The sequence below is a fragment of the Andreprevotia chitinilytica DSM 18519 genome (assembly GCF_000711875.1).
GTDB lineage: Bacteria > Pseudomonadota > Gammaproteobacteria > Burkholderiales > Chitinibacteraceae > Andreprevotia > Andreprevotia chitinilytica.
In genome coordinates, this window is sequence record NZ_JONM01000022.1 from 37451 (window position 1) to 63460 (window position 26010).

Annotated in this window: 23 protein-coding genes; 21 read left to right on the forward strand and 2 right to left on the reverse strand. The window is 61.5% G+C overall.

All coding sequences use genetic code 11. The annotated features are described in order from the left end of the window. Window positions 1–34 precede the first annotated feature (34 nt). From BR41_RS18075 to BR41_RS18100, 6 genes are all read left to right on the forward strand, one after another. On the forward strand, window positions 35–1225 hold the full coding sequence (locus BR41_RS18075; RefSeq protein WP_035059828.1) for a hypothetical protein: 1191 nt from the start codon (window positions 35–37) through the stop codon (window positions 1223–1225). 41 nt (window positions 1226–1266) lie between these two features. Beyond that, the gene (locus tag BR41_RS18080; RefSeq protein ID WP_035059830.1) at window positions 1267–3378 is read left to right on the forward strand and encodes a GNAT family N-acetyltransferase; all 2112 of its coding nucleotides are present in this window, start codon (window positions 1267–1269) and stop codon (window positions 3376–3378) included. Continuing rightward, the gene (locus BR41_RS18085; RefSeq protein ID WP_035059831.1) at window positions 3371–4210 is read left to right on the forward strand and encodes a hypothetical protein; all 840 of its coding nucleotides are present in this window, start codon (window positions 3371–3373) and stop codon (window positions 4208–4210) included. The genes BR41_RS18080 and BR41_RS18085 overlap by 8 nt, the downstream gene beginning before the upstream one ends. 108 nt (window positions 4211–4318) lie before the next feature. Further along, window positions 4319–5701, forward strand: coding sequence for a hypothetical protein (locus BR41_RS18090; RefSeq protein ID WP_156970782.1), 1383 nt, complete (start codon window positions 4319–4321; stop codon window positions 5699–5701). Between the two features lie 54 nt (window positions 5702–5755). Further along, window positions 5756–6499: a hypothetical protein gene (locus tag BR41_RS18095; RefSeq protein WP_035059834.1), complete on the forward strand. Its 744-nt coding sequence runs from the start codon at window positions 5756–5758 to the stop codon at window positions 6497–6499. Window positions 6500–6608: 109 nt separating this feature from the next. Then, entirely contained in the window at window positions 6609–7637 is a 1029-nt protein-coding gene (locus tag BR41_RS18100) for a hypothetical protein (RefSeq protein WP_035059836.1), read from the forward strand. 18 nt (window positions 7638–7655) lie between these two features. Here the strand turns inward: BR41_RS18100 and BR41_RS18105 are convergent, their stop codons facing one another. Next, window positions 7656–7982, reverse strand: a complete 327-nt coding sequence (locus BR41_RS18105; protein ID WP_035059838.1) for a hypothetical protein — start codon at window positions 7980–7982, stop codon at window positions 7656–7658. Window positions 7983–8063: 81 nt separating this feature from the next. On the opposite strand from BR41_RS18105, the gene BR41_RS18110 reads away from it, so the two are divergent. Next, window positions 8064–8342, forward strand: coding sequence for a 7(1) septoil knot domain-containing protein (locus BR41_RS18110; protein WP_035059840.1), 279 nt, complete (start codon window positions 8064–8066; stop codon window positions 8340–8342). A gap of 119 nt (window positions 8343–8461) precedes the next feature. Here the strand turns inward: BR41_RS18110 and BR41_RS18115 are convergent, their stop codons facing one another. Further along, on the reverse strand, window positions 8462–9022 hold the full coding sequence (locus BR41_RS18115; RefSeq protein WP_156970783.1) for an SPOR domain-containing protein: 561 nt from the start codon (window positions 9020–9022) through the stop codon (window positions 8462–8464). 152 nt (window positions 9023–9174) lie between these two features. On the opposite strand from BR41_RS18115, the gene BR41_RS18120 reads away from it, so the two are divergent. From BR41_RS18120 to BR41_RS18185, 14 genes are all read left to right on the forward strand, one after another. Then, complete coding sequence (locus BR41_RS18120) at window positions 9175–9954, forward strand: SDR family oxidoreductase (protein WP_035059844.1); 780 nt, start codon at window positions 9175–9177, stop codon at window positions 9952–9954. Between the two features lie 781 nt (window positions 9955–10735). Further along, window positions 10736–11854: an N-acetyltransferase DgcN family protein gene (locus BR41_RS18125; protein ID WP_035059846.1), complete on the forward strand. Its 1119-nt coding sequence runs from the start codon at window positions 10736–10738 to the stop codon at window positions 11852–11854. A 119-nt stretch (window positions 11855–11973) separates the two neighbouring features. Then, the gene (gene aroA / locus BR41_RS18130) at window positions 11974–13353 is read left to right on the forward strand and encodes a 3-phosphoshikimate 1-carboxyvinyltransferase (protein ID WP_035059848.1); all 1380 of its coding nucleotides are present in this window, start codon (window positions 11974–11976) and stop codon (window positions 13351–13353) included. 235 nt (window positions 13354–13588) lie between these two features. Continuing rightward, window positions 13589–14449 carry a phytanoyl-CoA dioxygenase family protein gene (locus tag BR41_RS18135; protein WP_035059850.1) on the forward strand — a complete coding sequence of 287 codons (861 nt, stop codon included), beginning with the start codon at window positions 13589–13591 and terminating at the stop codon, window positions 14447–14449. Window positions 14450–14647: 198 nt separating this feature from the next. Further along, on the forward strand, window positions 14648–15784 hold the full coding sequence (locus BR41_RS18140) for a pyridoxal phosphate-dependent aminotransferase (protein WP_051711312.1): 1137 nt from the start codon (window positions 14648–14650) through the stop codon (window positions 15782–15784). Then, on the forward strand, window positions 15781–17025 hold the full coding sequence (locus tag BR41_RS18145; protein ID WP_035059851.1) for an ATP-grasp domain-containing protein: 1245 nt from the start codon (window positions 15781–15783) through the stop codon (window positions 17023–17025). Before BR41_RS18140 ends, BR41_RS18145 begins: the two co-directional genes overlap by 4 nt. A gap of 185 nt (window positions 17026–17210) precedes the next feature. Continuing rightward, on the forward strand, window positions 17211–18539 hold the full coding sequence (locus BR41_RS18150; RefSeq protein WP_035059852.1) for an ATP-grasp domain-containing protein: 1329 nt from the start codon (window positions 17211–17213) through the stop codon (window positions 18537–18539). Between the two features lie 66 nt (window positions 18540–18605). Further along, window positions 18606–19349: an iron-containing redox enzyme family protein gene (locus BR41_RS18155; protein WP_035059855.1), complete on the forward strand. Its 744-nt coding sequence runs from the start codon at window positions 18606–18608 to the stop codon at window positions 19347–19349. Window positions 19350–19527: 178 nt separating this feature from the next. Further along, complete coding sequence (locus BR41_RS18160; protein WP_035059857.1) at window positions 19528–19809, forward strand: 2Fe-2S iron-sulfur cluster-binding protein; 282 nt, start codon at window positions 19528–19530, stop codon at window positions 19807–19809. A gap of 203 nt (window positions 19810–20012) precedes the next feature. Beyond that, the gene (gene ssuE / locus BR41_RS18165) at window positions 20013–20675 is read left to right on the forward strand and encodes an NADPH-dependent FMN reductase (protein WP_084187388.1); all 663 of its coding nucleotides are present in this window, start codon (window positions 20013–20015) and stop codon (window positions 20673–20675) included. 350 nt (window positions 20676–21025) lie between these two features. After that, entirely contained in the window at window positions 21026–22102 is a 1077-nt protein-coding gene (locus BR41_RS18170; protein WP_035059858.1) for an LLM class flavin-dependent oxidoreductase, read from the forward strand. Then, window positions 22095–23408, forward strand: coding sequence for an MFS transporter (locus BR41_RS18175; protein ID WP_211251803.1), 1314 nt, complete (start codon window positions 22095–22097; stop codon window positions 23406–23408). Before BR41_RS18170 ends, BR41_RS18175 begins: the two co-directional genes overlap by 8 nt. A 43-nt stretch (window positions 23409–23451) precedes the next feature. After that, window positions 23452–23967 carry a lipocalin-like domain-containing protein gene (locus BR41_RS18180; protein ID WP_156970784.1) on the forward strand — a complete coding sequence of 172 codons (516 nt, stop codon included), beginning with the start codon at window positions 23452–23454 and terminating at the stop codon, window positions 23965–23967. A 270-nt stretch (window positions 23968–24237) separates the two neighbouring features. Further along, window positions 24238–25905: a hypothetical protein gene (locus tag BR41_RS18185; RefSeq protein WP_035059860.1), complete on the forward strand. Its 1668-nt coding sequence runs from the start codon at window positions 24238–24240 to the stop codon at window positions 25903–25905. The last annotated feature ends 105 nt before the right edge of the window (window positions 25906–26010 follow it).

Sequence of the window (26010 nt, forward strand, 5' to 3'; positions counted from 1 at the left end):
ACGGGCTGGGGTGAATTGAAATCAGGATGTCGAAATGAAGCAAAGTCAGGAAAAGCTGGATAAGTGGGCGGTCAAGTCACTCTTGCGCAGGGAGGCCATGATGCGGCCGCCGCGGCAGTGGACCAAGGCTGGCAAGAGCCCCAGCGCGCAGATGCAGTCCATGCCGCAAAAACTGCAATTGCGCCAGACGCTCATTACCGAGTTTGGCTCCGTTGCCAAAGTGGTGCGCGCGCGGCCCTTCGGCAAGCCGGTCATTCCTTTGCCCAAGTCGGGTTTCAGCAGCTATCAGCCGACGCTGGAGCAATGGAAGGCCCATCGCTTCGGCGCAAAAGCGCTCAAGAACACGCTGAACGCGAAGAACCCAAAGGTATCGAAGGGCGAGTTCGACAAGAAGGGGATTTACTCCCGCTGGCGCATGCCGCAGCGCAAGCACAAGTTTGGGGGTTCCGGCCTGGACGAAATGACGCGCACCGCCTTTGCCAGGGATACGCTGGCTGCCTTGCACAAGGCGGCCATTCCCGGCCTGAGCCTGATCAAGTCGGCCCAACTCCTCTCGATGAACCGGGGCAATACCGACGCGCTGGTCTGGTACAAGGGCAATGAAATCGGCGGCCATCCGGGCGGGCTGCGTGAAGCGCCGAATTCCGACAAGGGCGTGACACACGGGCATGGCAGCCTGGACAACGCGCGTGCCAAGGCCGCCAAGACCGAATTCCAGCAGCTGCTGCCCAATCTCCAAAAAGCCCGTCCTGGCGATGTCTACAACGCGATTGGCCGCGTGAACATGCGCACCGAGGTGGAAACCGTCGCCCATATGTCGATGCAGTACCAGGAAACCATGACCAAGCCGCGGCCGTCGCCCAAATCGGTCTATCACGCGCAATTTGGCGATCTGTCGAATAAAGGTAATTTCGAGCAGATGGCCCGGTATATGCACAACCACCGCGAAAAGCAGAAATGGGATACCGCCGGCAAGCTGATGCGGCATGACTTGCAAGGGCATGTCCCGCAGGTGATGCAGGATTATCTGAAGCGGGCCAAGGGCGACCACCATCTGGCCCGGCAGATGTTCCAGCACGCTGCGACCCGACAGGTTAAGCCGGAGACGCGGGTCAATTCGGCCAATACCTCGCAGGCCGAGCACGTGCCAAACACCACCACCTTGCGCGATGCGCCCAAGCGCAACCGTGCGCTCAGCCTGCCGCGCATCTCGTTCCAGAAATGACGACCGGGTTTGAACAACGGCTTGAACAGGGGGAGTCGCGCATGGATTGCATCGATGATCGGCTGCAACAGGTACAGGCGCGTTTAGCTGCGGTCGCGGTCGAGTTGGCCGCGCCTGCCATCGCGGATGAACTGGCCTCGCCCCGCCTGGTCGATGCCTGGGCGGATGCCATCGTGGCCGCTTGGCTGGCGGCGGAAGCAGCCGGCGGCATCGACCTGACCTTGCCGCTACAGCTAGTCGATCTCGCTCCTGGTCGTGGCCGCTTGGCAGCACAACTGTTGCCGCGCCTGAACGACAAGCTGGCCGCCATCGGGCGCGGGCATTGGCAATGGCGTTACCTGGCATGTGCCGGGCAGTTGGATGAGGTGGACATCCATCCCGGCAATCCACTCACCGTGTTGGCACTGGGCGCATTCGGCTGCCATGCCCCGATGGTGTACGGCATCCATTATGGCAAGTTGCTGGATTGCCAGATTCGCAACATGCCGACGGAAGAGGCGGGCGTTTACGAATTGGCGTTCGATTGGCTGCCCGCCGAGCTGACCACCGCGCCAAGCGCCGCCTTGCTCGACGACTACCGCATCCAGCTCAACAGCGCGGCGGTCTCCATCCCGGAGCAGGCGCTGACGCAGCTCGATGTGCTTGCCGAGCGATCCGGCGGTCGCTACCTGTTGCTGGCGGCGGACTACGGCGTGACCGAACTGCGCGATATCCGGCTAGGCGCGCTGAGCCTGCCGGCAAGCTGGACAGTCGGTCAGGACGGGCTGCCGGTGAATTTCCACGCGCTCACTCGCTGGCAACAGCAGCAGGGCGCACTAGTGATCAACCGGCAGGACGAGTGCGGCGGGCTGACGCTGCACGTGGCGTGGCGGGATGACCTGCATCCGGCCGCCATTGCCGTCGATGCGCTGGCGGATCGACTGGCTACCGCCCACCCGGCCGATCACGCCGCCATGCTGGAAGCCGCGCAGAACATGCCGCCCAGCCTGGCGTTGTTGCGCGCCAGCCAGCACGACCCCTATGTGTTCTCCCGCATGCTGCCGGCGCTGCTGGAGCAACTGCCCGACGCGGATCGTGCTGCATGGTGGGCCGCGCTGGATACGGTCTGGCGGCATGCTGTCGCGCTACCGGTGGATACCAACTTTGCCATCGAGCTGGCATGGCTGGCGGGGGCGCTGGATCACTACGCGCTGGCACGTGCAGTGCTGACTGCAATGCTGGAGGTTGAGCCGGGGCATGGGGATGCCGTGTACTGGCTGGCCGAGATTGAAGCGCGGACGGGGCGGGCGGATGTGGCGTTGGGGGTGTTGGGGCGGATGTTGGGGTCAGAGTTGGATCAACAGGGCCGCACTCCAATTCCCCCCTTCCCTGAAGGGGGGCCAGGGGGGATTTCTGCACCATCTCAACTTGCAATGACGTCGAAATCCCCCTCAGTCCCCCTTCGAGAAGGGGGAGGTGGCGCATCTCAACTGGATACTTCTTCTGCACATCCGTCAGCGCAGAACCTGCTTGAAACCTTGCAGAGCCGCATGGCCGATGCACCAACTCCGCCACTCCGCCGCGGCCCCCTCACCCTCGACCCCCTCCACCCCGACCACGCCCCGGCGCTATTCCACCAATACCGCGATCCGCAAATCAGCGTGATGGTGCGGCTGGATGGCTTCGAGTCACTCGCCGATGCGCAAGCGTGGATCGCCGATCTCGCAGCCACGCCGGAACGCCAGCACTTGGCCGTCATGCACGCGGATTTCGGCTTGGTCGGCGTGCTGTGCCTGACCCGGATCGACAATGCCGCCTACTTCCACTTCTGGATCGGCGCGGATTTTCAGGGGCGGGGGTTTGGTGAGCAAGCGGCGCGGCTATTGCTGGATAGCCCGGCCGTGCAAACGCTGGATGCGCTGTTCACCTCGGCCTTTGCCGATAACTACCGCTCGCAAAAAACGCTGGCGCGGCTGGGCTGGCTGCCCTTGCCGATCAAGGCGCTGCCGCCGGACGACGACATGCTGTTTTTCCACTATCCGTTGCAGGGTGCTCCATTGCCGGGGGCAGATGAGCAGGCGATGTTGATCGCGCAGCTGATCGCGTTTTGCAGCCAGTCCGATAGCGCATTCCGGTTTGCCGCCGACCTGAACAAGGCGCATGCAGATGAGTAGCGTTGGCTCCAAGCGCAAGCGGACGCACTCGGATGAAGATCCCAAAGACGGCAGCTACTTTGAGGCGGATCGCGAGAAGGGCAAGAAGAAGGCGCGGCCAGGCTTGCCCACGTCCATACGCAAGCAGCTTGAACGAGAGCAGAACCTGCAATTGAGTGAGGATGGCACCCACACGACATTCGATAGTGCCGTCAGGCCTGGTAAGAAGAACAAGCTGGATCGGAACGGCAAGGAGCGGATTCCGCAGAGTGACGATGCGCGCGGCAGACCGCGCCCGGATCTGGTGAAAAGACCGGCAATCGATCACAAGAAGCAATATGCGCTGTTCAAGCGTGCTTATTTCGAAGCCGTGAATGAAGCGCGCGAAGACGCGAAGCAGGGCAAGGAACGTCGATCCTCGGTCGACTACGCCCAAGCATTTCGCGATGCGCATGAAGACGTCAGCAATTTGCGGTTGGTGACGAAAGAAGAGCATGACAAGTACGGCAAGACACTACGGGCGGATGAGTTCACCGAGACACAAGTTGCCAAAGCCAAGCGGAAACTGCTCGAGTTTCTTCCCCGTATCAAAGCCAGCTCCAAAAGAGAAGCTGTCTTTGCCGCCAAGCGGCCGGACTGGTCGCCGCCACTGCCAGACGGCCAGCCGCCGCCGCAACCCACCGTGCGCACACGCAGCCGGACTGCGGCCTCTGAGTCTCCCGAGTTCACGGCATTGGCTGATACCGGCCGCCGTGGCCGCAAGTCGAGCGGCGGCTCTACTTCCGGTTCTTCTTCTGGCTCAAGTTCTTCCCGTTCAGGCTCGAACGTCGGGCGCAAGAAAGGGGGCCAGTGAGGTAGTCATGGGCCTGATGGAAACGATTGGTAATGAAAACAACGCGGCGGGCAGGGGGCTGCCCGCCGCGAAAAGCAGGCGAAATGTCTTTTGGCGAGGAGGATGCCAATGAGTAGTCCTTTTGGTGGCGCCTTTAGTGGGTCGAGTAGTGGATCGGGCGGTGGGCACCCCGGTGGATCGAGTGGCTCGTCCGGCCCGAGCGATCATTCGTCGTATGGCCCGATGCGCAGCAAGGTGTCGCAACGCTTGCGGAGCATGGCGACGATGGCCGCGGCAGGGGGCGATGCCGCTCAGGCGATCCGCTACGACCGGGCGGCGGCGAAGCGGTCGGGCGCGGATGAGGGGACCAAGCGTCAGCGCTCGCGCTCTTACGAGCGTGATTCATCCAGCGCCAGCCTGCCGACCGCGCCGATGCCCAGTGTGGGGTTCCATTTTTCCCTGCCGCCAATGACACCGGATGGCACCGCGTCGACGAGTTCAGCGCCATCGATTGCGCCACCGCCGTTTTCTCCGGACAAGGTGACCGGCACCACGCTGGGCACCGATGTGCTGTCGATGAGGGAGATGGTGCGGCCCGCGCTGAAATTCGCTCATCCAGAACTGCAGAAGCGCCCGCAGCCCGGCACCGGGCTGAAGTACCACGACTTTTCCACCAAGTCGTTTCCCAGTCTCGACGACTACAACCGCTATGCCAGCGAGACCGGCCTGAGTGTGGATTCGGGCGTATCGCGCCAATGGCAAGCCACCGATACGGCGCGGCCGGTGGCACTGTCGCGGCGCGGCTCGGTCAGCAGTTTCACGATGAATCAGGATGGCAGCGTGAATAGCTTTCGCTTCCATTCGCTGCCGACGACCGAAGCACTGCGCAGCGGTGCGGGGAGCTCGGACGAGTTTCATCAGGCGTATGAAGCATCGTCCCAGCGCGTGCAGACCAAGACCAAGAACTCGGTCGGCAACGATGAAACCGTCAACGCGGTCTTGGCCGACCACGCCAAGATCGGCTTTGGCCCGAGCGGTTTCGAGGCCACCCGCATGACGCACGGGGTCGGGTTCTCCGGCAAGGGCATCGACCGCGACCACACCGGCGAGGCTGCGCCGCTGTATGAGCCAGGCGTGAAGCAGGCCAAGCGTGATCACAAGAAGGGCACGCCCACCCAGACGTTTCACTCCGAACCGATGATGCACACCGCCGACAAGCTGGTGCGCGAGGAGCAGCAGTGGCCAACGCTGGGCGAAGACCGCGGCATGGTGTCGATGGTGACCAGCTTCCCCAATCAGGTCTGCTTCAACTGCGGCCGCATGTTCAATCACGAAACACCGCAAGACAGCGTGACGTCGGGCATGTCCGGCATCGAGTTCGGCGGCCAGCACCCCGGCCCCATGCCGACCAAAGCACGCAATAGCTCGGCCGTTAAATCCACGCCGTTTGCCACGCTGAACCCCGAAGCGAGCAACAAGCGTGAGGTGAAGGCGATTCATGACTGGAAGTGATGAGCGGCAACCCTTTTTTCCTGTGCGCGCAGATCACTCACTGCAGGACACCAAATGGATTCATCACAACGCAATCAGACGGCCACTTCGCCGTTCCCCGGCAGCCCACAAGTGCGCCGCTCTCCCCGCAATACCGAAGCGCCGCCGATGGTGAACAACAGCAGCATCTTCCAACCCGTGATGGTCAACCTGGAGGAGATCTCCAAGAGCAAGAGCGGCTTGTCCAAGCTGGGTGCCGCCCAGACGAAGACCAAGAAAGAGATCTCGAAATACGTGCCGCACCGGCTGAGTGAAAGCGATGCCAAGCCACTGCTGGATCACTTCGAGAAGGCGGATATCAAGCGCAAGCACGGCAAGAGCTATGTCGCCGATACACCGGATGGCACCAGGGATCGGCCGTTGTCGGTCTTCGGCGTTGCCGAGGATGTGCAGCACGATCGGGATACGACGCCAGCCACGCGCAAGAAAAGCAAGAACGAGGATTCATCGCACGGCTTTCCGCAGAGCCAGATCGCCAATGCGTTCGAAGCAGACATGGTCAAGCGGATGTTCTCGGAGAACTACATCGGCAATCAGGGGACGACCAAGGCGATCGAGGATCACATGGCCTCGATGCCAAGCGACGACAAAAGGAGTGGCCACATCGCCAAGATCAAGATGGGCACCTATCAGCCCGGCGATAGCAGCCAGTCGGTCACCACGATGCAGGATGCGGTGCTCAAGCGCAGCAACTCCGGCAACCACATCGATGTGCTGTTTGCCCTCCAGCACAACAACGCGGACGTCGATCGAAAGTGAGTCCGGGCCGGCGGGCGCATGACCGCGTCTGCGCAGGGCATTTTTTTCAACACACCGTGCAACCTTGCGTGGCCATACGACATGGTGATGTAACAAGCAGGAGGATGTGATGAGTTCATCAGAAGAAAAGAAACGCACCGAACACGCAACGAAGGACAACAGCAGCGGGCCGCGCAAGACGGTGAAGTTCAACTTGCAGCAGCCCCAGTCGACGCCGCGTGCCAACAGCAACGCCAGCCATAGCCCGACGCACAGTCCGCCGCTGCAGAGCAGTTCGCCCAGCAACCAGCTCAGCCCGATGATGAGCAGCTCGAGCCAGCATTCACCGCCGCTGCAAAGCATGTCGAGCACGAGCATCAGCTCGATGCAGCCGCTGAATCTCAATGCGAATCCGTCGCTCGAGCCCAGCTCGATGCTGAGCAGCAGCTCAAGCCAGATCAGCAAGCCGAAAACGCTCTCGTCCAGCAGCCTGATGCCGCCGCCGCCCCCCAAGGCCAGCAGCCTGTTCATGAGCAGCAACGCCAATCGGCCCATGCGCAGCCTGCTGCCGACCTCCAATCTGCGGGCGCAGTCCAGCCAGTTCATGCAGCCGATGCAGCAAGAGTCGCTGCAGCCGCAACTACAGCCGCAAGCGCCGAAGCTCACCCCGGATGAAATGATGACGGCGGCACGCAGCCTGACTTCCGCGATGCATAACACGGCGAAGACCGACAAGGAATTCAACAACTTCGTCATCAAGGGCAGCACCGCCATGATGGTGCATGGCGTGAATGTGCAGCCGGGGGATATCGACATGCTGGTCGGCAGCATTCCGCACGCGGCGCGGGCCGCCAAGGAGATGGGCTACAAAGCGCAGCCTACGGCCATGAAGATGCGCGTGGAGCAGGAAAAGTCATTGCCGCAAGTGGATATGCTGCACGCCGAAGACTGGGGCGAGATGCAGAACCTGCAAGACGGCCGGATGATGTACGGGGTGCGGGTGCGCTCACGCGAGGCGCTGCTCAAGGATTTGCGCAACGACAAGCGCCCCGAAAAAAGCGCCCGCAACCGGAACGCGATCCAGACACTGGAGACGCAGGCCGAACGCGAAAAACACATGCAGATCGTGCCCTACGTCAAACCGCCCAATGAGAAATGACCCCGGCTAGAACAGAGCCTAGAACCGCAGCTTGACGCCGATGCGCGGGCTACCGGTGACGTCCGGTTGCCGGGGGTAGGCCTCCGGCACCTGCAGCTGCTCCGTTTCATGCACCGACAATTCGTGCGAAAGAATCGTCTGTACGCGCACCGGTAGCGGCTCGTTGATGGTTTCCAGTTCCTGATGGCGCGGCGAGTAGGGGTTCTGGCCCCATTGGCGTAATGCCTCGGCACGGCGGTCGGGCTCTTCCGGCGACGACACGGCCAGAACCGGGCGCGATTCGCCATTGATCCGCTTCACGGTCACACGGCGGCCCAGGTAGTACAGCAGTTCAGCAGGATTCATGACGGATGAATGATCAGGACGATGCTGGCAGTATTGGCGGGCACCGACCGGTGCGCAAGGCGAGACGGAGAGACGCAGAGGATGGCAAGAATCTATCAGGCCGCCACCATGGGCGAGGCGCATATCCGCGTCGCCATCGTCACGGACCGCGGACGGGCGGATTTGCTGGTGCACCGGGTAGCCAGCTACGGCATGGCACACGGCGATGCCCGTTGGTACATCACCCGCGACAAGCAATCCGCCACCGCCTGGGTGTACTTCACCAGCCCCGGCTTTGCGCAGGTATCGATCTGTTTTGTGGATAGCTATGGCGAAGCCGGCTGGCAGAAACCAAACCCGCACAAGGGGCGTTTCGGCTGAGCGCCGGTTCAACGGAAAACGCGCATTTGCAGGATGGGCTGAACACGCAGCGATACCCATGCGGCTTCGTTGAACGTGAGCGATGGGTATCGCAAGCTCAACCCATCCTGCGCATTTGCTTAACCCTTCGGTGGCGGTGGCAGCAAGATCACCGGCAGCGGCGCGCTGCCATGCAAGACCGTATCCAGCAGCGGTTGAGCGCCTTGCGCTTCCGGCACGCTGGCATACGGGCCGACGGCCAACACGTAACCGGGGTTGCCGAATTGATCCACCACCGGCACCACGAGGTACGCCAAATGCAGCGGTTTGAGCTTCGCCGCAGCGGCATCAGCAGAAGCCGAATCGCCGAACTGGCCGACCTGAAGCGCATATTGGCCCTTGGCTGGCAATACCGCTGGCAACAGCAAATCAACGGCGGAAGCCGCATTGGCTGGTGGGCCGGCCGGTTTGGCCGCAGCGGCCGATGCCGTTTTACCTCCGGCGGATGCCGCACTGGCCGCAGCGGGCAAATGCGCCGCGCCGCTGGCCGCAGCAGCTGCCGAAGCCGCCATACCCAAGGCATTGGTCAGCGGCTTGGCCAGCTGCGCGAGATCAGCCTTGAACGCGGCCGGCACAGACAGGCCCGCCGCCAGCATCAGCACGCCGAACAGGGCAACCAGCAGGATCAGGCCAAATTTCATCGAATATGCTTTGTGAGTAATCTGAGGCGGGACGGCCTCGTTATACCCTTGGCGGCCGGCATAACTCAAGCGGCCTGAAATGTCCTTCATGTAGAAATGCAATAACCCCTCCCTACAATGATCCGCTCACACACTCGACTAGAGGGTTGGACATGGATCTGGGAATCGCTGGTCGCACCGCATTGGTCTGCGGCGCGAGCAAGGGCTTGGGGCGGGGGTGTGCGGATGCGTTGGCTGCCGAGGGTGTGCGGCTGGTCATCGTGGCCCGTCAACAGGATGCGCTGGAGCGGGCCGCTGACGAGATCCGCACCAGGACGGGGGCGCATGTGCAGGCCGTTGCTTGCGATATCACCACTGTCGATGGCCGTGCCCTGGCGCTGGCGGCTTGCCCGAATCCAGACATCCTGATCACCAACGCCGGTGGGCCGCCGCCGGGGGATTTTCGGGATTTCAGCCGGGATGACTGGATTGCCGCCCTGGATGCCAACATGCTCACGCCCATCGAACTGATGCGCCAAGCCGTCGACGGCATGATCGCGCGGCGGTTCGGGCGCATCGTCAACATCACCAGTTCTGCCGTGAAAGCACCGCTGGATATCCTTGCGCTCTCGAATGGTGCGCGCTCCGGGTTGACTGGTTTTGTCGCCGGTTTGGCCCGCAAGGTGGCGGCGCACAACGTCACCGTCAACAACCTGCTGCCGGGGGCGTTCGATACCGATCGCTTGATGAGCACGATCAAGAGCGGCGCGGCTGCGCAAGGCATCAGCGTCGATGCGGCGCGGGAGCGGCGGCTGCATGGCGTGCCGGCAGGGCGGTTTGGCACGCCGGCCGAGTTCGGGGCGGCTTGCGCATTCCTGTGTGGCGCGCAGGCGGGCTATATCACCGGGCAAAACCTGTTGATCGATGGTGGGGCTTATCCGGGGACGTTTTGAGTGCCCGCGTCTTCACTGCCGTCCTCGTAATGCTTTGATCTCTCCGTTCCCCTTTTCGCGACGGGACGAATAACGACACCGGCTCTCCGCGCCGAAGGCAACGCCCATCGAGTCATGTAGGCCGGGTCGTTTGACCCGTGCGGGCTATGTGTGAATTGCTCGTTGAATTTGCGGGTTACGCCTTTTGGCTAACCCGCACTACGTGGCTGCTGCCATCCCGCTGCTCGAACGTTTCAACCTCCGCATCACCCTCCTGGCTTTTTTCCTTCCTGCCAGCCCATCCGATTCAGCACTGACTGGGATTGACTGGATATATCCAGACGGTGCGCGTCAGTGCGGCCGACTCCCCCTTGTCTTGTGCCTGTCGTGTACGAGTCATGTTTTGCGGGGTGAGGTTTTTGTTGCAATGCAATAAATAGATTGGGTTTTTTGTATTTCTTACATTTGATTTTGCTGTTTTTTGTGACGGTTCGGTGATGTGGTTTGTCATTTTTCAGTCAATAAAATCAAATAGTTGTTGCGTTTAATCACAACAATTAATTCACGCGACGGTAAAGATTGGCACGCTAAACTTGTTGCGAATTTAAAAAGCAATAAGTCAATTTTTTGTAAATACATATTGTTTGTGTGAAAGATATATGTGTGCTTATGAAAGCTTTTGGGCTGGTTTTGCCATGCCGGGAAATGAAGCGGCACACCCAGTCGGGCGATGGCCGGATTGCGATTGCGCCGTGATGTGCCGGCTACTTGTCGGCGATTTGTTGAATTGGGAGCTTGCAATATGTTGCGTCTGAAAGGTCGTCGGGTCGTCATCTTTGCCGAGGGCTACTTTGGCCCCGTTACCAGCAAGGTGGCGACGTCGTATCTGCGCTATTGCCATGAGGATTGCGTGGCGGTGATCGATAGCCGCCTTGCCGGGCAGGACGTCGGCGCCGTCCTTGGCTACGCCCACGGGATTCCGCTGGTGAGCTCGCTGGAAGCCGCGCTGGATTTCGAGCCGGATGTGTTGCTGATCGGCGTCGGTTTGTTCTCCAACGAGTTGCCGACCGCATGGCGCTCGCAAATCGCCGGGGCGCTGGAGGCCGGCCTGGACGTGGTCAGCGGCCTGCACTTTCGCATTGCGCATGACCATGCCTTCAGCGAAATCGCCTCGCACTCGGGCAGCCGCATCTGGGATACCAAGGAACCGCCGGAAATCCTCGTCACCAGCGAAGCCAAGCTCGGGGAGCTGGATCGTTTCGTGATCCATACCGTGGGCAGCGATTGCCGCGTGGGCAAGAAAACCGCCGCCATCGAAATCATGCAGGCCGCCAAGCGCAAGGGCTTCAACGCCGGCTTTGCCGCGACTGGGCAGAGTGGCATCTATATCAGCGGCAACGGCGTGGCGGTGGATGCCGTGCCGTCCGATTTCGTGGCTGGCGTGAGCGAAGCGCTGGTGCGGCAAGTGGCCGAGGATCACGACTGGATCGTAGTCGAAGGGCAGGGCTCGATCTCCCACCCGGCGTATAGCGGCGTCACGCTCGGCCTGCTGCACGGTGCCATGCCGCAAGCGCTGATCCTGTGCCACGAGGCCGGGCTCACGCATCACAAGGGCTGGCCCAACGTGCCGCTGCGCCCCTTGAATGAACTCATCGCGCTGTACGAACAACTGGCGGGCTATCTGCGCCCGGCCAAGGTGGTCGGCATCAGCGTGCATTGCGGGCAGCTGAGCGAAGACGAGGCGGCTGATTACATCCAGCGCATCGAAGAAGAAACCGGTTTGCCCACCACCGACGTGATCCATTTCGGCGCGGACCGGCTGGTGGATGCGTTGGCGGCCTACCGCGCGACCTTGCCGGCCAATCTGGTGGCCCCGCGTTCGCAAGGGCTGAGTGCGGTGCGGGAAGTGCACGCGGCTTAGTGCGCTGCGTCCTTAAGTCCCCTCACCCCCGGCCCCTCTCCCACAAGTGTGAGAGGGGAGCAAACCGTCTGTTCGATTTCGATTGATTTGGTTTTGATTTGGATAAGGAGGCAACTCACATGAATGCTCATCCGCTGTATCTGCAAGTCATGCCGCTGCGCAAGTTGTCTGGCCGGGCGATGATTCCGTCGTCCAAGCCGGAAACCCAGCGTGCCATTCTGGCCGCCACCCTGGCGCGTGGCCGCTCGCTGGTGTTCAACGACCTGCGTTGCGTTGAAACCACCACCATGAAAGAAGCCTGCCGGGCCATTGGCGCGGTGATCGACGAGAAAGACGGCTTCCTCGAAATCCACGGCGTCGGGCGCGATATCAAAGCCGACCGGCGCGTGATCGATGCGCTGGGCTCCGGCCTCGTGTTCCGTGTCTTCACCGCGCTGACGTGCTTCTCGTCCTCGGCGGCGGTGATCACTGGCGACACCATTCTGCGCAACCGCGTGATGCTGCCGCTGTTCGATGCGCTCGATCAGCTTGGTGCGCATATCGAATGCATCGGCGACGAAGGCAAAGCACCGGTGGTGAACTGGGGTGGTGGCCTGAAGGGCGGTCGTTGCGTGTTGCCGGGCAATGTCAGCTCGCAATTCATCACCGCCGTGATGTTCGCCGCGCCGCTGGCCGAGCAAGTGACCGAGATCATCGTCGAAGGCGAAATCCTCTCGATCTCCTACATCCGCCAGACCGTCGATACGCTGCGCCGCGCCGGTATCCGCGTGGAAGTGAGCGACGACTTCTCGCGCATCGAGGTGCATCCGGGCGAGTACCAGCCGGCTGAATACCGCATTTATGGCGACTTCACCTCGTCGTCCTATCTGATCGGCGCGGCCACCTTGTTCCAGGGCACCACGATTTTGGAAAACATCAACAGCAACAGCCTGCAAGGCGAGCGCGCCATCATCGATGTGGTGAAGGCGCTCGGGCTGACGGTCGAGTTCGACGACCACAACAACCGCCTGCTGCTGACCAATCCGCATGCGCAGATCACTGGCGAATTCGAGTTCGATGCCAGCGATTTCCCCAACATCGTGCCGACGCTCGCCGCCATTGGCGCACACGTCAAAGGCACCTTCCGCGTGGTCGGCGGTTCGATCACCCGCCTGCACAAGTCGCCGCGCATCAAGGCGATGGTGAGCGAGCTGGCCAAGCTGGGCGTGGACATCAAGGCACTGTTCAAGGACGGCGTGTACGACGGCTTCGAGATTCATGGCAAGGGCGAGGACTACGCGGGTGATGTAGCGCTGTCGAGCTGGGGCGACCACCGCATCTTCATGTCGCTGTTCGTGGCCTCGCTGCGCTGCCGCCGGCCGAACCTGCTGGATGGCTATCTGGACGTCAATTGCTCCTTCCCGGACTTCTTCGAGCAATTCGCGCTGCTGGGCGTACACGCCCGCGAAGTGGTGCAAGCGCTGCAGGAAGACGATGCGCTGGCGCTGCAGGAAGGGTGAGGGGTTGGGTTTTTGCCTCCCCCTTTCATGCCTGAACGAATTAATAAATTCGCACGGCAAAGGGGGATTGGGTGTGCGAATCCAGGGATTCGCCCAGCCAGGGGATTTCGACGTCGATGAAATTTGAGATGCCGCAGAAATCCCCCTAACCCCCCTTCGAAAAGGGGGGAATGTAGCGCTGAAGATTTTGAGAGCAGTTTCTTACCCAATCGATGACTTATTGGTGGAACGAACCATGATTTCAGAGCAACAAGCCCGGTTTTATGCCGACAACGGCTACCTCGTCGTCGAGAAGCTGTTCGATGCCGAGCAGGTAGGCGCAGCCTTGGCGGCGATCGATGAACTGCTCGACCCGGACAACGCCGACAAGGCGTTCGAAGTCGAGCCGCAAGATGCGAACACCGTGCGCCGCATCTGGTCGCCGACGCAAAAACACGATGTGTTCGAGCAACTGGCCGCCGCCCCGGCGCTGGTCGATAGCGTGGCCAAGTTGATCGGCGAGAACGTGCTGTTCCACTACAGCAAGCTCAACATGAAAGGCCCGAAAGTCGGCAGCGTGGTCGAGTGGCATCAGGATTTCTCGTACTACCCGCACACCAATTCCGACCTCGTGGCCGTGCTGATCTTTCTGGATGCCGCCAGCAAGGAAAACGGCTGCCTGCGCGTGATTCCCGGCTCGCACCGTCTCGGGCTGCAATCGCACGACGTCGATGGCTTCTTCCGCGGCAAGGTGCAAAACATCAACGAGGACGTAGCGGAGCATCTGGAAGTCCCCGCCGGCGGCGCGGTGTTCCTGCATTGCCTGACCTTGCACGCCTCCGCCCGGAATGAATCCGATCTGCCCCGCCGCACCTTTTTGCCGGCGTACCGCGCTGCCGATGCCTTCCCGATCTATTTCGGCCCGCACGCCGCGCACAACGAGCCGGGTATCAAGTTGCTGCGTGGGGAGCCGGCTCGCGTGGCACGAGTGGAAGCCGGCGTGCATCGCTTGCCGATTGCCGAGCGGGATTTCGGCTCGCTGTACGAGGTGCAGGAAGGCTCGCACCTGAGCAAGCCGATGGAGCAGATGAAGACGGCGGGGTATGCGGTGGTTTGAGTTGCCGCTGTCGCTACCGCTGTTTTTCTCCCCTCTCCCACTTGTGGGAGAGGGGCCGGGGGTGAGGGCCAGGCAACCTTCAATGACCTTGCTAGCACCCTCACCCTAACCCTCTCCCTCCCGTGCAAGGCTTTTGCCTTGTTCAGGGACTGTGGGCGAGGGGACTTAAAAGATCGCATCCACGCTAGAGGTTTCTTCATGGATTGGTCCACGCTCGTCGCACCCCAGTTGCGCGCGCTCAAGGCGTATCAGCCCGGTATCACCGCCGAGAAATTGCGGCGGGAAAGCGGTTTGACGGAAGTGTTCAAGTTTTCCAGCAACGAAGCGCCGATCAAGCCCTCGCCGTTGATCGAGGCCGCCATGTGCGCCGCGCTGGGCAACGCCAATCGCTACCCGGATGCGCAAGCGCTGCTGGATAAGCTGGCCGAGCATCTGGGCGTGCCGGTGGCCAGTCTGGCGCTGGGCAACGGCTCCATCGATCTGATCGAAGGGCTGGTGCGCTTGTTTGTCTCGGCCGAGCACAACGTGGTGCTATCCGAATTCGGTTATTCGGCCTATCCGGCTTTTGTGCTCGGGCAGGGGGCGAAGATTCGCATCGCCCGGTCCGGTGCAAACTTCGGGCATGACATCGACAACTTGCTGGCGCAGGTCGATGCCGATACCCGGCTGCTATTGATCGACAGCCCGACCAATCTCTCTGGCGCTGAACTGGCCTACGCGGACATCACCCGCTTGCTGGAGCAACTGCCGCCGCATGTGGTCGTGGTGCTGGATGAGGCGTATGCCGAGTTCGCTGGCAATGCCGAGAAAACCGCCAAGCTGCCGCAGCGTTATCCCAACGTGGTCATCACCCGCACGTTCTCGAAAGCCTATGGTCTGGCCGGCTTGCGTGTTGGCTATGCCATCGCCGATGCCGGGCTGCTTGGTTATTTCCATCGCATCCGGCCGCCGTTCCCGGTCGGTGGCGTGGCCTTGGCCGGTGCCTTGGCCGCGCTGGAAGATTCGGCGCATCTGGCGCTCATCCTGAATGCCACACGCAGCGGGCGGCAGCGATTGCTTGAGGCACTGGCAGAAGAGGGCGTCACGGTCGTGGCGGGCACCGGCAACTTTGTGCTGGCGGATTTTGGCCCGGCCGCCAAACCCGTCTACGAAGGCCTGCTGGCGCTTGGCTTCATCACTCGCGCCATGTCGGCTTATGGCCTGCCGACGCACATTCGCATCTCCATCGGCGCGGCGGCCGAAATCGAAATGTTGATCGTGGCCATCGCGCATTTGCTGCAAGCCCATCTCAACCCGCATGCCGATCAACGCCATTCCGCCTTGGTGACCTCATGAATATCGTCATCGTCAACAACCTGCCGCGCTTTCCGGATACGCCGCGCTGGGATTTCGAGCTGGTGCGCTACGAGGATTTCATCGATCACGACGAACACACCGTCAGCTATCTGGTGAACCAGCGCGGCTTATCCGGCGTGACCGCGCCGGCCGGCAGCTACAACCTCTACCTGTTCGATAGCCTGAGCGATGCCGACGCGTATCGGCCGGTGCTGGATGCCATCACCCAGGCTGAGGGGCAGATCGACCGGCTGATCGTGTTCTCGGAAGGGCTGCAAGACGTGGTGGCCCAGCTGCGCGGCGAGTACGACATTCCCGGCAACGGTCCGGAGCAAAACCGCCTCGGCCGCGACAAGCTGGTGATGAAAGAGAAAGTCGCCGCCGCTGGCCTGCGCGTGCCGCGTTTTACTTCGATACGGGCCGGCCAAGTGGATGACGCCTTGGCGTTCGCGGTTGAGGCGGGTTATCCGCTGATCCTCAAGCCGGTGGACGGGCAATCGAGCGCAGGGGTGCAAAAGCTCGATAACGAAGCTCAACTGCGCGCCGCCATCACCGCCTTGCCGGCGCAGATTCCACATGATCTGGAAGAGTTCATCGACGGTGAACTATTCCATGTCGATGGCCTGATCAACGCGCAAGGCCAAGTCAACTTCGTCGTGCCGTCCCGCTATGTGAACACCTGCCTCGACTTCACCTTTGGCGCACCGCTCGGGGCCGCCATGATCGCGCCGGGTTCCGAGTTGTACGAGGCGGTGTGCCGGTTCTCGGTGCAGTGCATCGAGGCCATCGGCCTGCGTGGCTGCCCGTTCCATCTGGAGTTGTTCCATTCCCGTCACGGCGAACTGGTGTTCCTGGAGGTCGGCGCGCGCGTCGGCGGGGCGGATGTGCCCTACGTGATCGACAAGACCACCGGCGTGAATCTGTTCGGCGAGTGGCTGCGCATGATCATGGGTGAAGAGGCCTCTGTCCTCGCCAGCATCCATGCCGTCGGCGGCTGGCTGATGTTCCCGCGCCCGGATGGCTTGCCGTTGCGAGTCGAGGCGGTCAGCGATTTCGAAGGCCAGCTCGCCAGCCTGTACCGGCAACTGGTGCCGCAGCTGGGCGAGGTGATCGAGCACGAGGAAGGCTACTGCTCGATGCAGTCCGGCCGGTTTTTGTTCTGCGCCGATTCGGCCGAACGGGTGGAGCAGGACATGCAGCGGGTGATGCGGGAGTTTTCGATCAGGACGGTGGCGGTTTAGGTGGGGCATTTGTTCCCTCTCCCTCCCGTGCAAGGCTTTTAGCCTTGTTCAGGGACAGTGGGAGAGGGCTAGGGAGAGGGTGGTGAACAGGTAGTTGTACTTGCTAGCACCCTCACCCCCGGCCCCTCTCCCATCAATGGGCGAGGGGAGAAAAGCAGGCTTCTCAGAACATTGGATCTCTAGTCATGGCAAAAAAATCGCTGTTGTTGTTCGCCCACCAAGGCCGCTCCTACCTGGCTCTGGTACTGCAAGCGCTGGAACGCCTTGGCGTGCACTGCCTGGTGCTCAGCTCCCGTCCGCGTGATCCGCGTGATCTGGATGAGCTGCAACGCCTGGGGCCGGCGCGGCTCTGGCATGTGGAAGACGAATACCTCGCGGAATCCCACGTGGCGCGGGTGCTGCAAGAGGCACAGGCCGAGGGCTTTGAGGTGATCGGTGCCTTGGCGACGTTTGAAGGCTATCGGGCGCTGATGGCGCAGACCAACCGCGCCCTGAACGCGGTGGATGCCGATCCCGATGCGATCGCTCACTGCATGGATAAATACCTGTGCCGCCAGAGCTTGGTGGAGCAGGGCTTGAGCCGCTCCACCGCCACCTTGCTGGATGCCGACACGCTCGATGCCCTGCGCCTGAGCGGTCGCAAACTGTTCGTCAAACCCCGGCGCGGCGCGGGCTCGTTTGCCTGCTTCCGGCTTGATGACTCCCTCACGGTCGACAAGCTGCACGCCTTGCAGCAGCAAATGCGTGACGACTTGGCCTTCCGCGCCATCTTCGCCGGCCAGTTCGACTTCATCGCCGAGGATTACATCGCTGGCGACGAATACAGCTTCGAAGTGTTAGTGGCGCAAGGCGAGAGCTACGTGATCGGCGTGCATGCCAAGTATCTCGACGACTCCACCGGCACCACGCTGGAAACCAGCAACTCCTGCCCGGCCCCGCGCCTGACCGATGCGCAGCAACTGGCAGGCGAGCGCTACATCGACCAGTGCCTGTCTGCACTGCATCTGTGGGAGGGCTGCTACCACATTGAGGCCCGCCACGATCCGCAAGAGGGTCATTGGGACATCATCGAAATCAATGCCCGCATGGGCGGCGCGCTGATCAATCAGAGCATCGGTGTGTTCACCGGCGGCTTGTCGGTGCTGGAGCTGTGGGTGCGCGCGCTGTGCAGCCGCAGCGAGCCCGAGCGCGCTGTCTTCCGTACCGAACTGAGTGCCCTGCGTGAGAGCACTCGCCGCGCCAACAACGCCATCGTGCACGGCACGGTGTTCTTCAGCCGCTACGGCGAACGCAATCGCACGCTGGAACGCATCTCGATCGAGCACCTGCCGCGCCAACCGGATATCTACGACATCCCGGTGCGGGAGGGCGCGCGCTTGCCCGATTCCGAACGCGGCATCTTCATCCTGAACGCGCTCTGGAAGGTGGATCTGGCCGACATCGCGCAGGAATTGAACGCGCTCTCGTCGATGCTCGACGAGACGCTGGTGGTGCAGTACTCCGACGCTGTTTGAGGGCGGCCCAGCCCTCCCGAACTCATGTTTCACCCCATCCGACAACCCCATCGCAAGGAGCAGGTCATGAATCGTGTCACCCACTGCGGTATCGAACGCCCCGCACCGTTTTATTCGCTGGCCGACGGCGCCCAGGTTCGCGCTCGTCTCGACCACTATCTGGACCAGAAAATGGCCGAATGGGCCGAGACCGTGCCCTACGCCAACCATCTGGAAAGCAAGAACCTCAATAGCGCGTGGTATCGCCGCCATACCATCGAGCACGTTTGGCGCATCCGCCTGAGCCGCTCCGCCCACACCAAGGCGCTGCACGCCATCACCAAGATTTCCCCGGAAGCCGCCCAGCTCTACGCCGAGTATCAGGCCGAAGAGATGAACCACGACGTGCTGTTCATGCAGGACTGCAAGGCAATGGGCGTAACGCAGGAAGAGCTGCTGGCCACCGAGCCGTTCCTGGCTACCCGCCTGCTGCAAGGCTTCTTCTACTTCATCACCGAACACGAACACCCGCTCGGCGTGGTGGCCTCCAGCTATCTGGTCGAATACACCACCGCCAAGCTCACGCCGCGCCAGATCACTTCGCTCAAGGAGTCGCTGGGTGAGGACAAGATCAAGGGCCAGCTGGCGCACATCAACACCGACCTGGGCGACGACCATGCCGGCGAGATGTGGCGGATTCTGCGCTACCTGATCAACAGCGAAGCGGACGTGGAAAAGGTGCTGCGCTACTTCGACGACATCCAGACCATCCTGGCGCTGTATTTCCGCGAGCTGTACGACGCGACGATTGAGGAAAAGCTGGCGGCTTGAGGGGCGTTTGAGCGCGTTTTTATTCCCTCTCCCATGTGGCTGAGCAAGGCAAAGCCTTGTACGCCAGGGAGAGGGTTAGGGAGAGGGTGCCTGAAAAGGGCGCTGCAATTTGCAAGACCCTCTCCCCCAGCCCCTCTCCCGTAAACGGGCGAGGGGAGCCAGTTGGCCGGAGCAACAAATGCACAAAGTCACCATCAGCAGCACCGGCGAAGAATTCTCGCTGCCCCATAACGCGCACCTGTCAGATGCCGCCGAGCTGCAACTGGCGGGCCTGATTTTCGGCTGCCGGGCCGGCGCATGCGGTATCTGCGCCATCGAGGTCGTGGCCGGCGGCGGCAATCTTTCCGTGCCCGAAGACAGCGAGACGGACTTCCTGTCGTTTCTCGGCTACGAGCAGCGGCCGGTGCGTCTGGCCTGCCAATGCAAATTGCAGGGCGACGTCACGATCAGGCAGTTGTAGGTACGGTCTGCAAAGTGGAGGAGTGCTCACTACGTAAGTGCCGCAGGTTTTTGCCTCCCCCTTTTCGAAGGGGGACTGAGGGGGATTTCGACGTCGGTGAAATTTGAGATGCCGCAGAAATCCCCCCTAACCCCCCTTCTAAGAAGGGGGGAATGTACTGGCTGCCTTGCTTGGCGCTAGTCAAAGCCACAGGAATCGAACGCATGCCCTATGTCATCACCCTGTCCGGAAGCCCGGCCGACCGTTCGCGCAGCACGCACATGCTGAACACGGCGGAGGCGTTGTTGGGCGAGCGCGGCATTGCCGTGCGCCGGATCGATATCCGCAAACTGCCCGCTGCCGCATTGATGGTGGCGGACACCAGCAACGTGCAGCTGCGTGAAGCGCTGGAAGTGGTCGAGCACGCGCAGGCGGTCATCATCGCCACGCCGCTGTACAAGTCCGCCTATTCCGGCCTGCTGAAAATCTTTCTCGATGCCTTGCCACAGGCGGCGCTGGCGCAAAAGCCTGTGTTGCCGCTGGCGACTGGCGGCAGCCTCGCGCACCTGTTGGCGCTCGATTACGCGCTGAAGCCGGTCCTGGCCTCGCTCGGTGCGCAACACGTGCTGAGCAACGTCTTTGCCACCGAACAGGACGTGGTCTGGCGCGATGACCGCTACGTGTTGGCCGAGCCGATCGCTGCGCGGCTGGCCGAGGCAATCGATGCGTTTGTGCAGGTGCTGGAAGACGCGGCCGAGCTGCGGCGTTTTCGCAGCAACGCATTGGTAGGACCTCGCCCTTTTCGCCGCACCCATGCACGTCAGTCCGAACAACTTGTAGGCCAAGGGTCGGTCGGCGTTTTTATCCAACCCGAAACGACTTATTGAGAACTTATCCACGGTTAGTGCAGTGGAGCAGGCGCGGCGCAATGCCCTTCGGGGATTGCGCCCTACGAAATAGATGACCGTAGCACTTAACTGCCGTTGCATTTCACCGCAACGGTTGCACTGCGGCTTTTTTCCCCTTTCGCTAAGCGCCGAGGGAGTGTCGCGAGACCTTAGGCTCGCGACCGACTGAGGGTAGTCCGGAGGACCGTAAGGCGCAGGGTCGCCTTTGGAGTGGAGAGGGCTTTGGCGAGACAAAGTCCTTTCCCCGTCTGCGCGGCGGAACGCGCTGTAACGCTTTTAAAACCGCGCCACAGGCGCATAACTGAACAGCTTCTGAGGAACCATTGCACATGACACGCCCGCTACGAATCCACTGGTGCCTGCCACGCGGCAACGGCAATACCACCGCATCGGAAAAGGATCTGGCTACGGAGCTGGATCTGGATGGCATGGTGAGCTTTGCCCAGGAGGCCGAGGCGCTGGGCATCGATTCCTTGCTGATGGGGATCGGCTTTCACCTGCCGGACCCGCTGCCGCTGATCGGCGCGCTGGCCCGCGAGACCAAGCGGGTGAATTTCATGCTGGCCTATCGCCCCGGCCTGCTGCCGCCGACGCTATTTGCGCAGGTGGTGAACACGGTGTCGTGGATGTCCGACCGGCGCATTTCGCTGAACATCGTCGCCGGCATCTCGCCGGAAGAGCAGGGCTACTACGGCGATTTTCTGCAGCATGACGACCGCTACCGCCGCACCGACGAATTCCTCGCCTTGCTGCATCGCTTCTGGCAGGGCGAGTCGCCGATTTCACACGAGGGCGAGTTCTATCGCCTTGCCGGTGCCAAGCTCGGCTTGCCGTTCAAGAATCAGGAACGCCCGCGTCTGTATCTGAGCGGCGCTTCTGAAGTGGCCCAGCAAACCGCCATCGAATACGGCGATTGCTGGTTGCGTTACGGCGATACGCCGGCCGGCATCGCTGCCGCCAGCAAGCATGTGCTGGCGTCCGGTCGCGACATTGGCATCCGCATGCACGTGCTGGCGCGAGAAACCCGGGCCGAGGCGCTGGCGGAAGTCGAGGCGATGATGGTCAAGCCGGACGAAGCCCACCGCCAGAACGTGCAGGACTTCGTGGCGAAATCCGATTCGGAAGCGGTGAAGACGTCGTTCTGGCTGGCGGCGGAAGCGACCAACGACTGGTTGTCGCCCAATTTGTGGTCGGGCGCGGTGGCCTATCGCGGCGGCCCGGCGCTGTGCGTGGTTGGCAGCTACAGGGAGGTGGCCGAATACCTGCTGGAATACAAGGCGGCAGGCGTGAGCGAATTCATCTTCTCCGGCTGGCCGACACGGGGCGAGATGCAGCGGTTCTGCCAGCACGTGTTGCCGCTGGTGCGCGAGCTGGAAGCGGACGCGAAGGAGCCAGCACTTGTCTGAGTCCGTTCCTCTTCCAAGCACCGAGCGAACCCAAGCCGAAGCTACCGCCGAGGCCCGGCGCTTGCGCTGGTTTTCCGGTGGCGTGATGTGCGGACTGATCGCCGAACACACCGTACTGTTCGCTGTGCCGCTGCTCATTTACCAGAACACCAAGAGCATCGCCTACGCTGGCACGGCCTTTGCGCTGGAGTGGCTGCCGGCGCTGATCATGTACCCGTTCGCCGGTTTGCTGGCCGATCTGCTGGGCGGGCGGTTCCTGTTCCTGAAAGCCAATCTGGCTCGCGCCGCGTGTTTGTTGATCGCCACGCTGTGCTGCTGGCTCGCGCCGTCGTCCACCGTGATCGTGCTGATCATCAACGGCATCTTGCTCTCCACGCTGATGGCGCCGATCCGTATGGCGGTCGAGAAAACCGTGCCACGGCTGGCGGCGGGGGACCGGCTCTCGCGCACGCAATCGACCTTGCAGAACATCGAGCTGCTGGCGATGGCGTTGGGCCCCGGTCTGGCGGCCGGGCTGGCGCAGTGGGTCGGCAAGCTGCCCTTGCTGGGGCTGGCCGGGGCGGCGTTTCTGGTGGCGGCATGGTGCTGGCGATCCTTGCCGACCAGCCCGCGTCAAATGCTCAATCCGCGCCGGGTGGGCCATGATTTGCTGCTGGGTTGGCGATTGCTGCTGGGGAATCCGCCGGTGATCCGGCTGGCGGTGGTGAACTTCTCGATCAACTTTGCGTTTGCGGTGGCGATCAGCGCTAACGCCTACCTGATCACCAGCACGTTTGGCGCATCGGATACGGTATTCGGCCTGATGAACGCCGGGGCGGGGGCGTTGGGCTTACTCAACCTGCTGCTGATTCCGCCGCTATTGGCGAGATGGTCGATCTACCGGGTCGGCGCGGTCGGGTTCACGACGCTGTGCGCCGGTCTGGTGAGCATGGGGCTGGCGGTCAACGTGTGGGTGTATGTGTTTTCCTTCCTGGCGGCGATGGGCGGCGTGGCGCTGTTCAATGTGTTCAACCGCACCCAGCGCATCAAGGCCATCGAGCCTGAGCATCTGGGCAAGGTGATCGGGCCGTTTTATCTGATCACTTGTTCGTCTTATCCATTGGGCGGCGTCGTGACTGCCAGTCTGGGGCAGGTCATCAGCATCCAGCACATCGTGCTGGTCATGGCGCTGCTGCTGGCGACGCTGGGTGGCTCCCTGCTGTGGGCGACGGCGCGTTACTTCCGCCAGAAGCTGGCTGCCAAGGTGCCGGTTCGATCGCCCGACGTGGTGGGCGAACTGGTGCCGGCCGGGTCATCCGCACCGTGATGGCTGGATCGCTAGATATGAATCTCTTTGTGGAGCGGAATTGATGATGACAACCCTGAAATCACTGCTGATTGGCGCTGCCTTGGCTTGGGCGCCAGCCACCGCACTCGCGCAGCCGTCCGATCAAGCAACGGCCGGCGGTCTGGTGGGGAGCTGGAGCGTGGTGCTGGTCGATAACCTGTTGCCCGATGGCAGCCGGGTGCATCTGTACGGCCCGAATCCGCAAGGCTTGCTGATCTTCGATCAAGGTGGGCGCTATTCGCTACAACTCTTGCGCGCCGACCGCCCGAAGTTCGCGGCCAATGACAAGAGCAAGGGCACGCCGGAGGAAATCAAGGCCGCCATCGATGGCAGCAATGCGCATTTCGGCAGCTATGTGGTCGATCCGGTCAACCACACCATCACCTTCAAGATCGAGCACGCCTCGTTTCCGAATTGGGATGGCACGACGCAAGTACGCGCGTTCTCGCTGATGGGCAATAAATTGAAATACACCGTCCCCAGCCCGACCACGGATCGCACCGCCACGGGCGAGGTGGAGTGGGTGCGCTTGCCCTAGGCCGCAGATTCAAATCTGAAGGCGTGATTTCTCCCCTCGCCCACTTGTGGGAGAGGGGCCGGGGGTGAGGGTATTTGCCAAGTACCACGTTCTTTTCACGACCCTCTCCCTAACCCGCTCCCTCTGTCCCTGAACAAGGCTAAAGCCCTGCACGGGAGGGAGAGGGGACAAAAGTACGTCCCTGTCCCATCGCTCCGCCAGAAACATCCGCACAAATTTTTTTGTATGCGTAGGCAGCGCTCATCCCCATAAACCGCTAAGAAGGCCGCAATGTCCCAAATCGCCGATTCAATTCCAAATACGTTCGAGGCAATCAAACCCGATTACCGTTCGATGTTGATTATCGCGGCCACATTGGCCGGCATGTTTGCAGTCTTCACCCTGGCGGTGATGTTCGCCAATCAGGGCCATTTCGCCTATACGCTCGATGCGGGCACCTATACGCATATGGCCTTGGCCAAGCAGATTCTGCAGGGCGGCTATGGCCTGAATCCGGGCGAATTTACTGCGCCGAGTTCCAATATCCTGTACCCGTTTATCCTCGCCTTATTGTCGTTTTTTGGGGCTGGCCAGTTTTCGCCATTTCTGGTTTGCATTGCCGCCACCTTGGCGTTAAGCCCGCTCATTTGCAATCTGGCCGCTGAATGCCAATTGCGGCTGGAGCGGGTGCCTGCGATCTGGCTGGTGGCGCTGACCGTTTCCATTGCCCTGGCGCTCAATCTGATTGGCCTGGCGTTTACCGGCCTTGAGCATTCGCTGCATATCTTTCTGACGATTACCTGCCTGCTCGGCCTGCTGCGTTTTATTCGCCGCAACGAGACGGATTGGTGGTGGCTGGTCGCCATCATCATCCTGCCGCTGATTCGCTACGAGGCATTGGCGGCATTGTTGGCGGATGTGGTGCTGCTGGTCTTGTTCCGCAAATACCGCTACGCCTTTGCCATTGCGGCCACCAGCTTGTCTCTGGTGTTGTCGTTCAGCCTGTATCTGCATGCGCAGGGCTTGTCCTATTTACCCAATTCCGTGCTGTTTCGTTCTCACGTCGCCACCAGCAGTCTGTCTTTGCATAGCGCTGGCCTGTTCGGCTTTGTGCAGGCGTTGGCAACGACGTTGCAGAACAACATCTTCAGCTTCGGCGCGACGCATATCATTTTCCTGCTGCTGGTCATTTGCTGGAGTTTGTCCAACTGGCGGCGACCGGCTACATCGCAGCGCTCGCATTGGGTGCGGCCGGCGGTGGTGGGTTTTTGCGTGATGATTTGCAGTGCGCAATTGGTGGCCGGCAGTTTGCAATCGCATTCGTCGCGCTATGAGGCGTATGTGCTGGCGCTGGAAGCCTGCACGATCCTGATTTGCTACAAGGACACGCTGCTGGCTTTCGTGAACCGGTTCTCGACCCGCAACTGGATTTATGTGTGTGCATCGATTCTTGTCCTCGGCTCGGGCTATGCCATTCATACGCTTGATATCGTTTCGGCCACCAAAGTCGTTTACGAAGGGCCATATCAAATCCGCCGGTTTGTCGTGGACTATTACAAGCAACCGATTGCCAGTACGCATCCCGGCTTGATCAATAACAACAATCCGTATTACGTGCTCGATCTATCCGGCCAGATTTCCGAAGCTTCCCGCAAAGCCATTACCACGCAAGCCGATCCGCAATGGATGGATCGCCTCACGCGGGAACGCGGTATCGGGTTGGCCATTCTGCATAGCGATGACGAGGTGTTGCCGCCACCGCAATGGCTGCCCGTCGGCAAACTGGAAACCCGCAATTCATCCATGTTCAGCGGCACCACGGTGGCGACGATTTACGCCACCACGCCGCGCGATAAGGACGTGATCACGGCCCGCCTGCGGGAATTCGCCCCAAGCCTGCCGGCCGGCACGCGCCTGACTTTGGCGGGGGCGGATGATCGCAGTCAGTCAGTTCAGTGAGCCAATGCGGCGCAATGCCCTTTGCTGAGCGAATCTCTACGTGCGAATTTTTAATTCGCTCAGTGATGGATTCGCACGCGACGGGGATTGCGCCCTACGAACTGA

Coding starts and splice junctions, on each gene's coding strand:
- BR41_RS18090 (WP_156970782.1), top strand. CDS start 4,319: ATGAGTAGTCCTTTTGGTGGCGCCTTTAGTGGGTCGAGTAGTGGATCG.
- BR41_RS18185 (WP_035059860.1), top strand. CDS start 24,238: ATGTCCCAAATCGCCGATTCAATTCCAAATACGTTCGAGGCAATCAAA.
- BR41_RS18135 (WP_035059850.1), top strand. CDS start 13,589: ATGATTTCAGAGCAACAAGCCCGGTTTTATGCCGACAACGGCTACCTC.
- aroA (WP_035059848.1), top strand. CDS start 11,974: ATGAATGCTCATCCGCTGTATCTGCAAGTCATGCCGCTGCGCAAGTTG.
- BR41_RS18145 (WP_035059851.1), top strand. CDS start 15,781: ATGAATATCGTCATCGTCAACAACCTGCCGCGCTTTCCGGATACGCCG.
- BR41_RS18125 (WP_035059846.1), top strand. CDS start 10,736: ATGTTGCGTCTGAAAGGTCGTCGGGTCGTCATCTTTGCCGAGGGCTAC.
- BR41_RS18115 (WP_156970783.1), bottom strand. CDS start 9,022: ATGAAATTTGGCCTGATCCTGCTGGTTGCCCTGTTCGGCGTGCTGATG.
- BR41_RS18095 (WP_035059834.1), top strand. CDS start 5,756: ATGGATTCATCACAACGCAATCAGACGGCCACTTCGCCGTTCCCCGGC.
- BR41_RS18160 (WP_035059857.1), top strand. CDS start 19,528: ATGCACAAAGTCACCATCAGCAGCACCGGCGAAGAATTCTCGCTGCCC.
- BR41_RS18170 (WP_035059858.1), top strand. CDS start 21,026: ATGACACGCCCGCTACGAATCCACTGGTGCCTGCCACGCGGCAACGGC.
- BR41_RS18085 (WP_035059831.1), top strand. CDS start 3,371: ATGAGTAGCGTTGGCTCCAAGCGCAAGCGGACGCACTCGGATGAAGAT.
- BR41_RS18150 (WP_035059852.1), top strand. CDS start 17,211: ATGGCAAAAAAATCGCTGTTGTTGTTCGCCCACCAAGGCCGCTCCTAC.
- ssuE (WP_084187388.1), top strand. CDS start 20,013: ATGCCCTATGTCATCACCCTGTCCGGAAGCCCGGCCGACCGTTCGCGC.
- BR41_RS18100 (WP_035059836.1), top strand. CDS start 6,609: ATGAGTTCATCAGAAGAAAAGAAACGCACCGAACACGCAACGAAGGAC.
- BR41_RS18120 (WP_035059844.1), top strand. CDS start 9,175: ATGGATCTGGGAATCGCTGGTCGCACCGCATTGGTCTGCGGCGCGAGC.
- BR41_RS18080 (WP_035059830.1), top strand. CDS start 1,267: ATGGATTGCATCGATGATCGGCTGCAACAGGTACAGGCGCGTTTAGCT.
- BR41_RS18105 (WP_035059838.1), bottom strand. CDS start 7,982: ATGAATCCTGCTGAACTGCTGTACTACCTGGGCCGCCGTGTGACCGTG.
- BR41_RS18180 (WP_156970784.1), top strand. CDS start 23,452: ATGATGACAACCCTGAAATCACTGCTGATTGGCGCTGCCTTGGCTTGG.
- BR41_RS18155 (WP_035059855.1), top strand. CDS start 18,606: ATGAATCGTGTCACCCACTGCGGTATCGAACGCCCCGCACCGTTTTAT.
- BR41_RS18140 (WP_051711312.1), top strand. CDS start 14,648: ATGGATTGGTCCACGCTCGTCGCACCCCAGTTGCGCGCGCTCAAGGCG.
- BR41_RS18110 (WP_035059840.1), top strand. CDS start 8,064: ATGGCAAGAATCTATCAGGCCGCCACCATGGGCGAGGCGCATATCCGC.
- BR41_RS18075 (WP_035059828.1), top strand. CDS start 35: ATGAAGCAAAGTCAGGAAAAGCTGGATAAGTGGGCGGTCAAGTCACTC.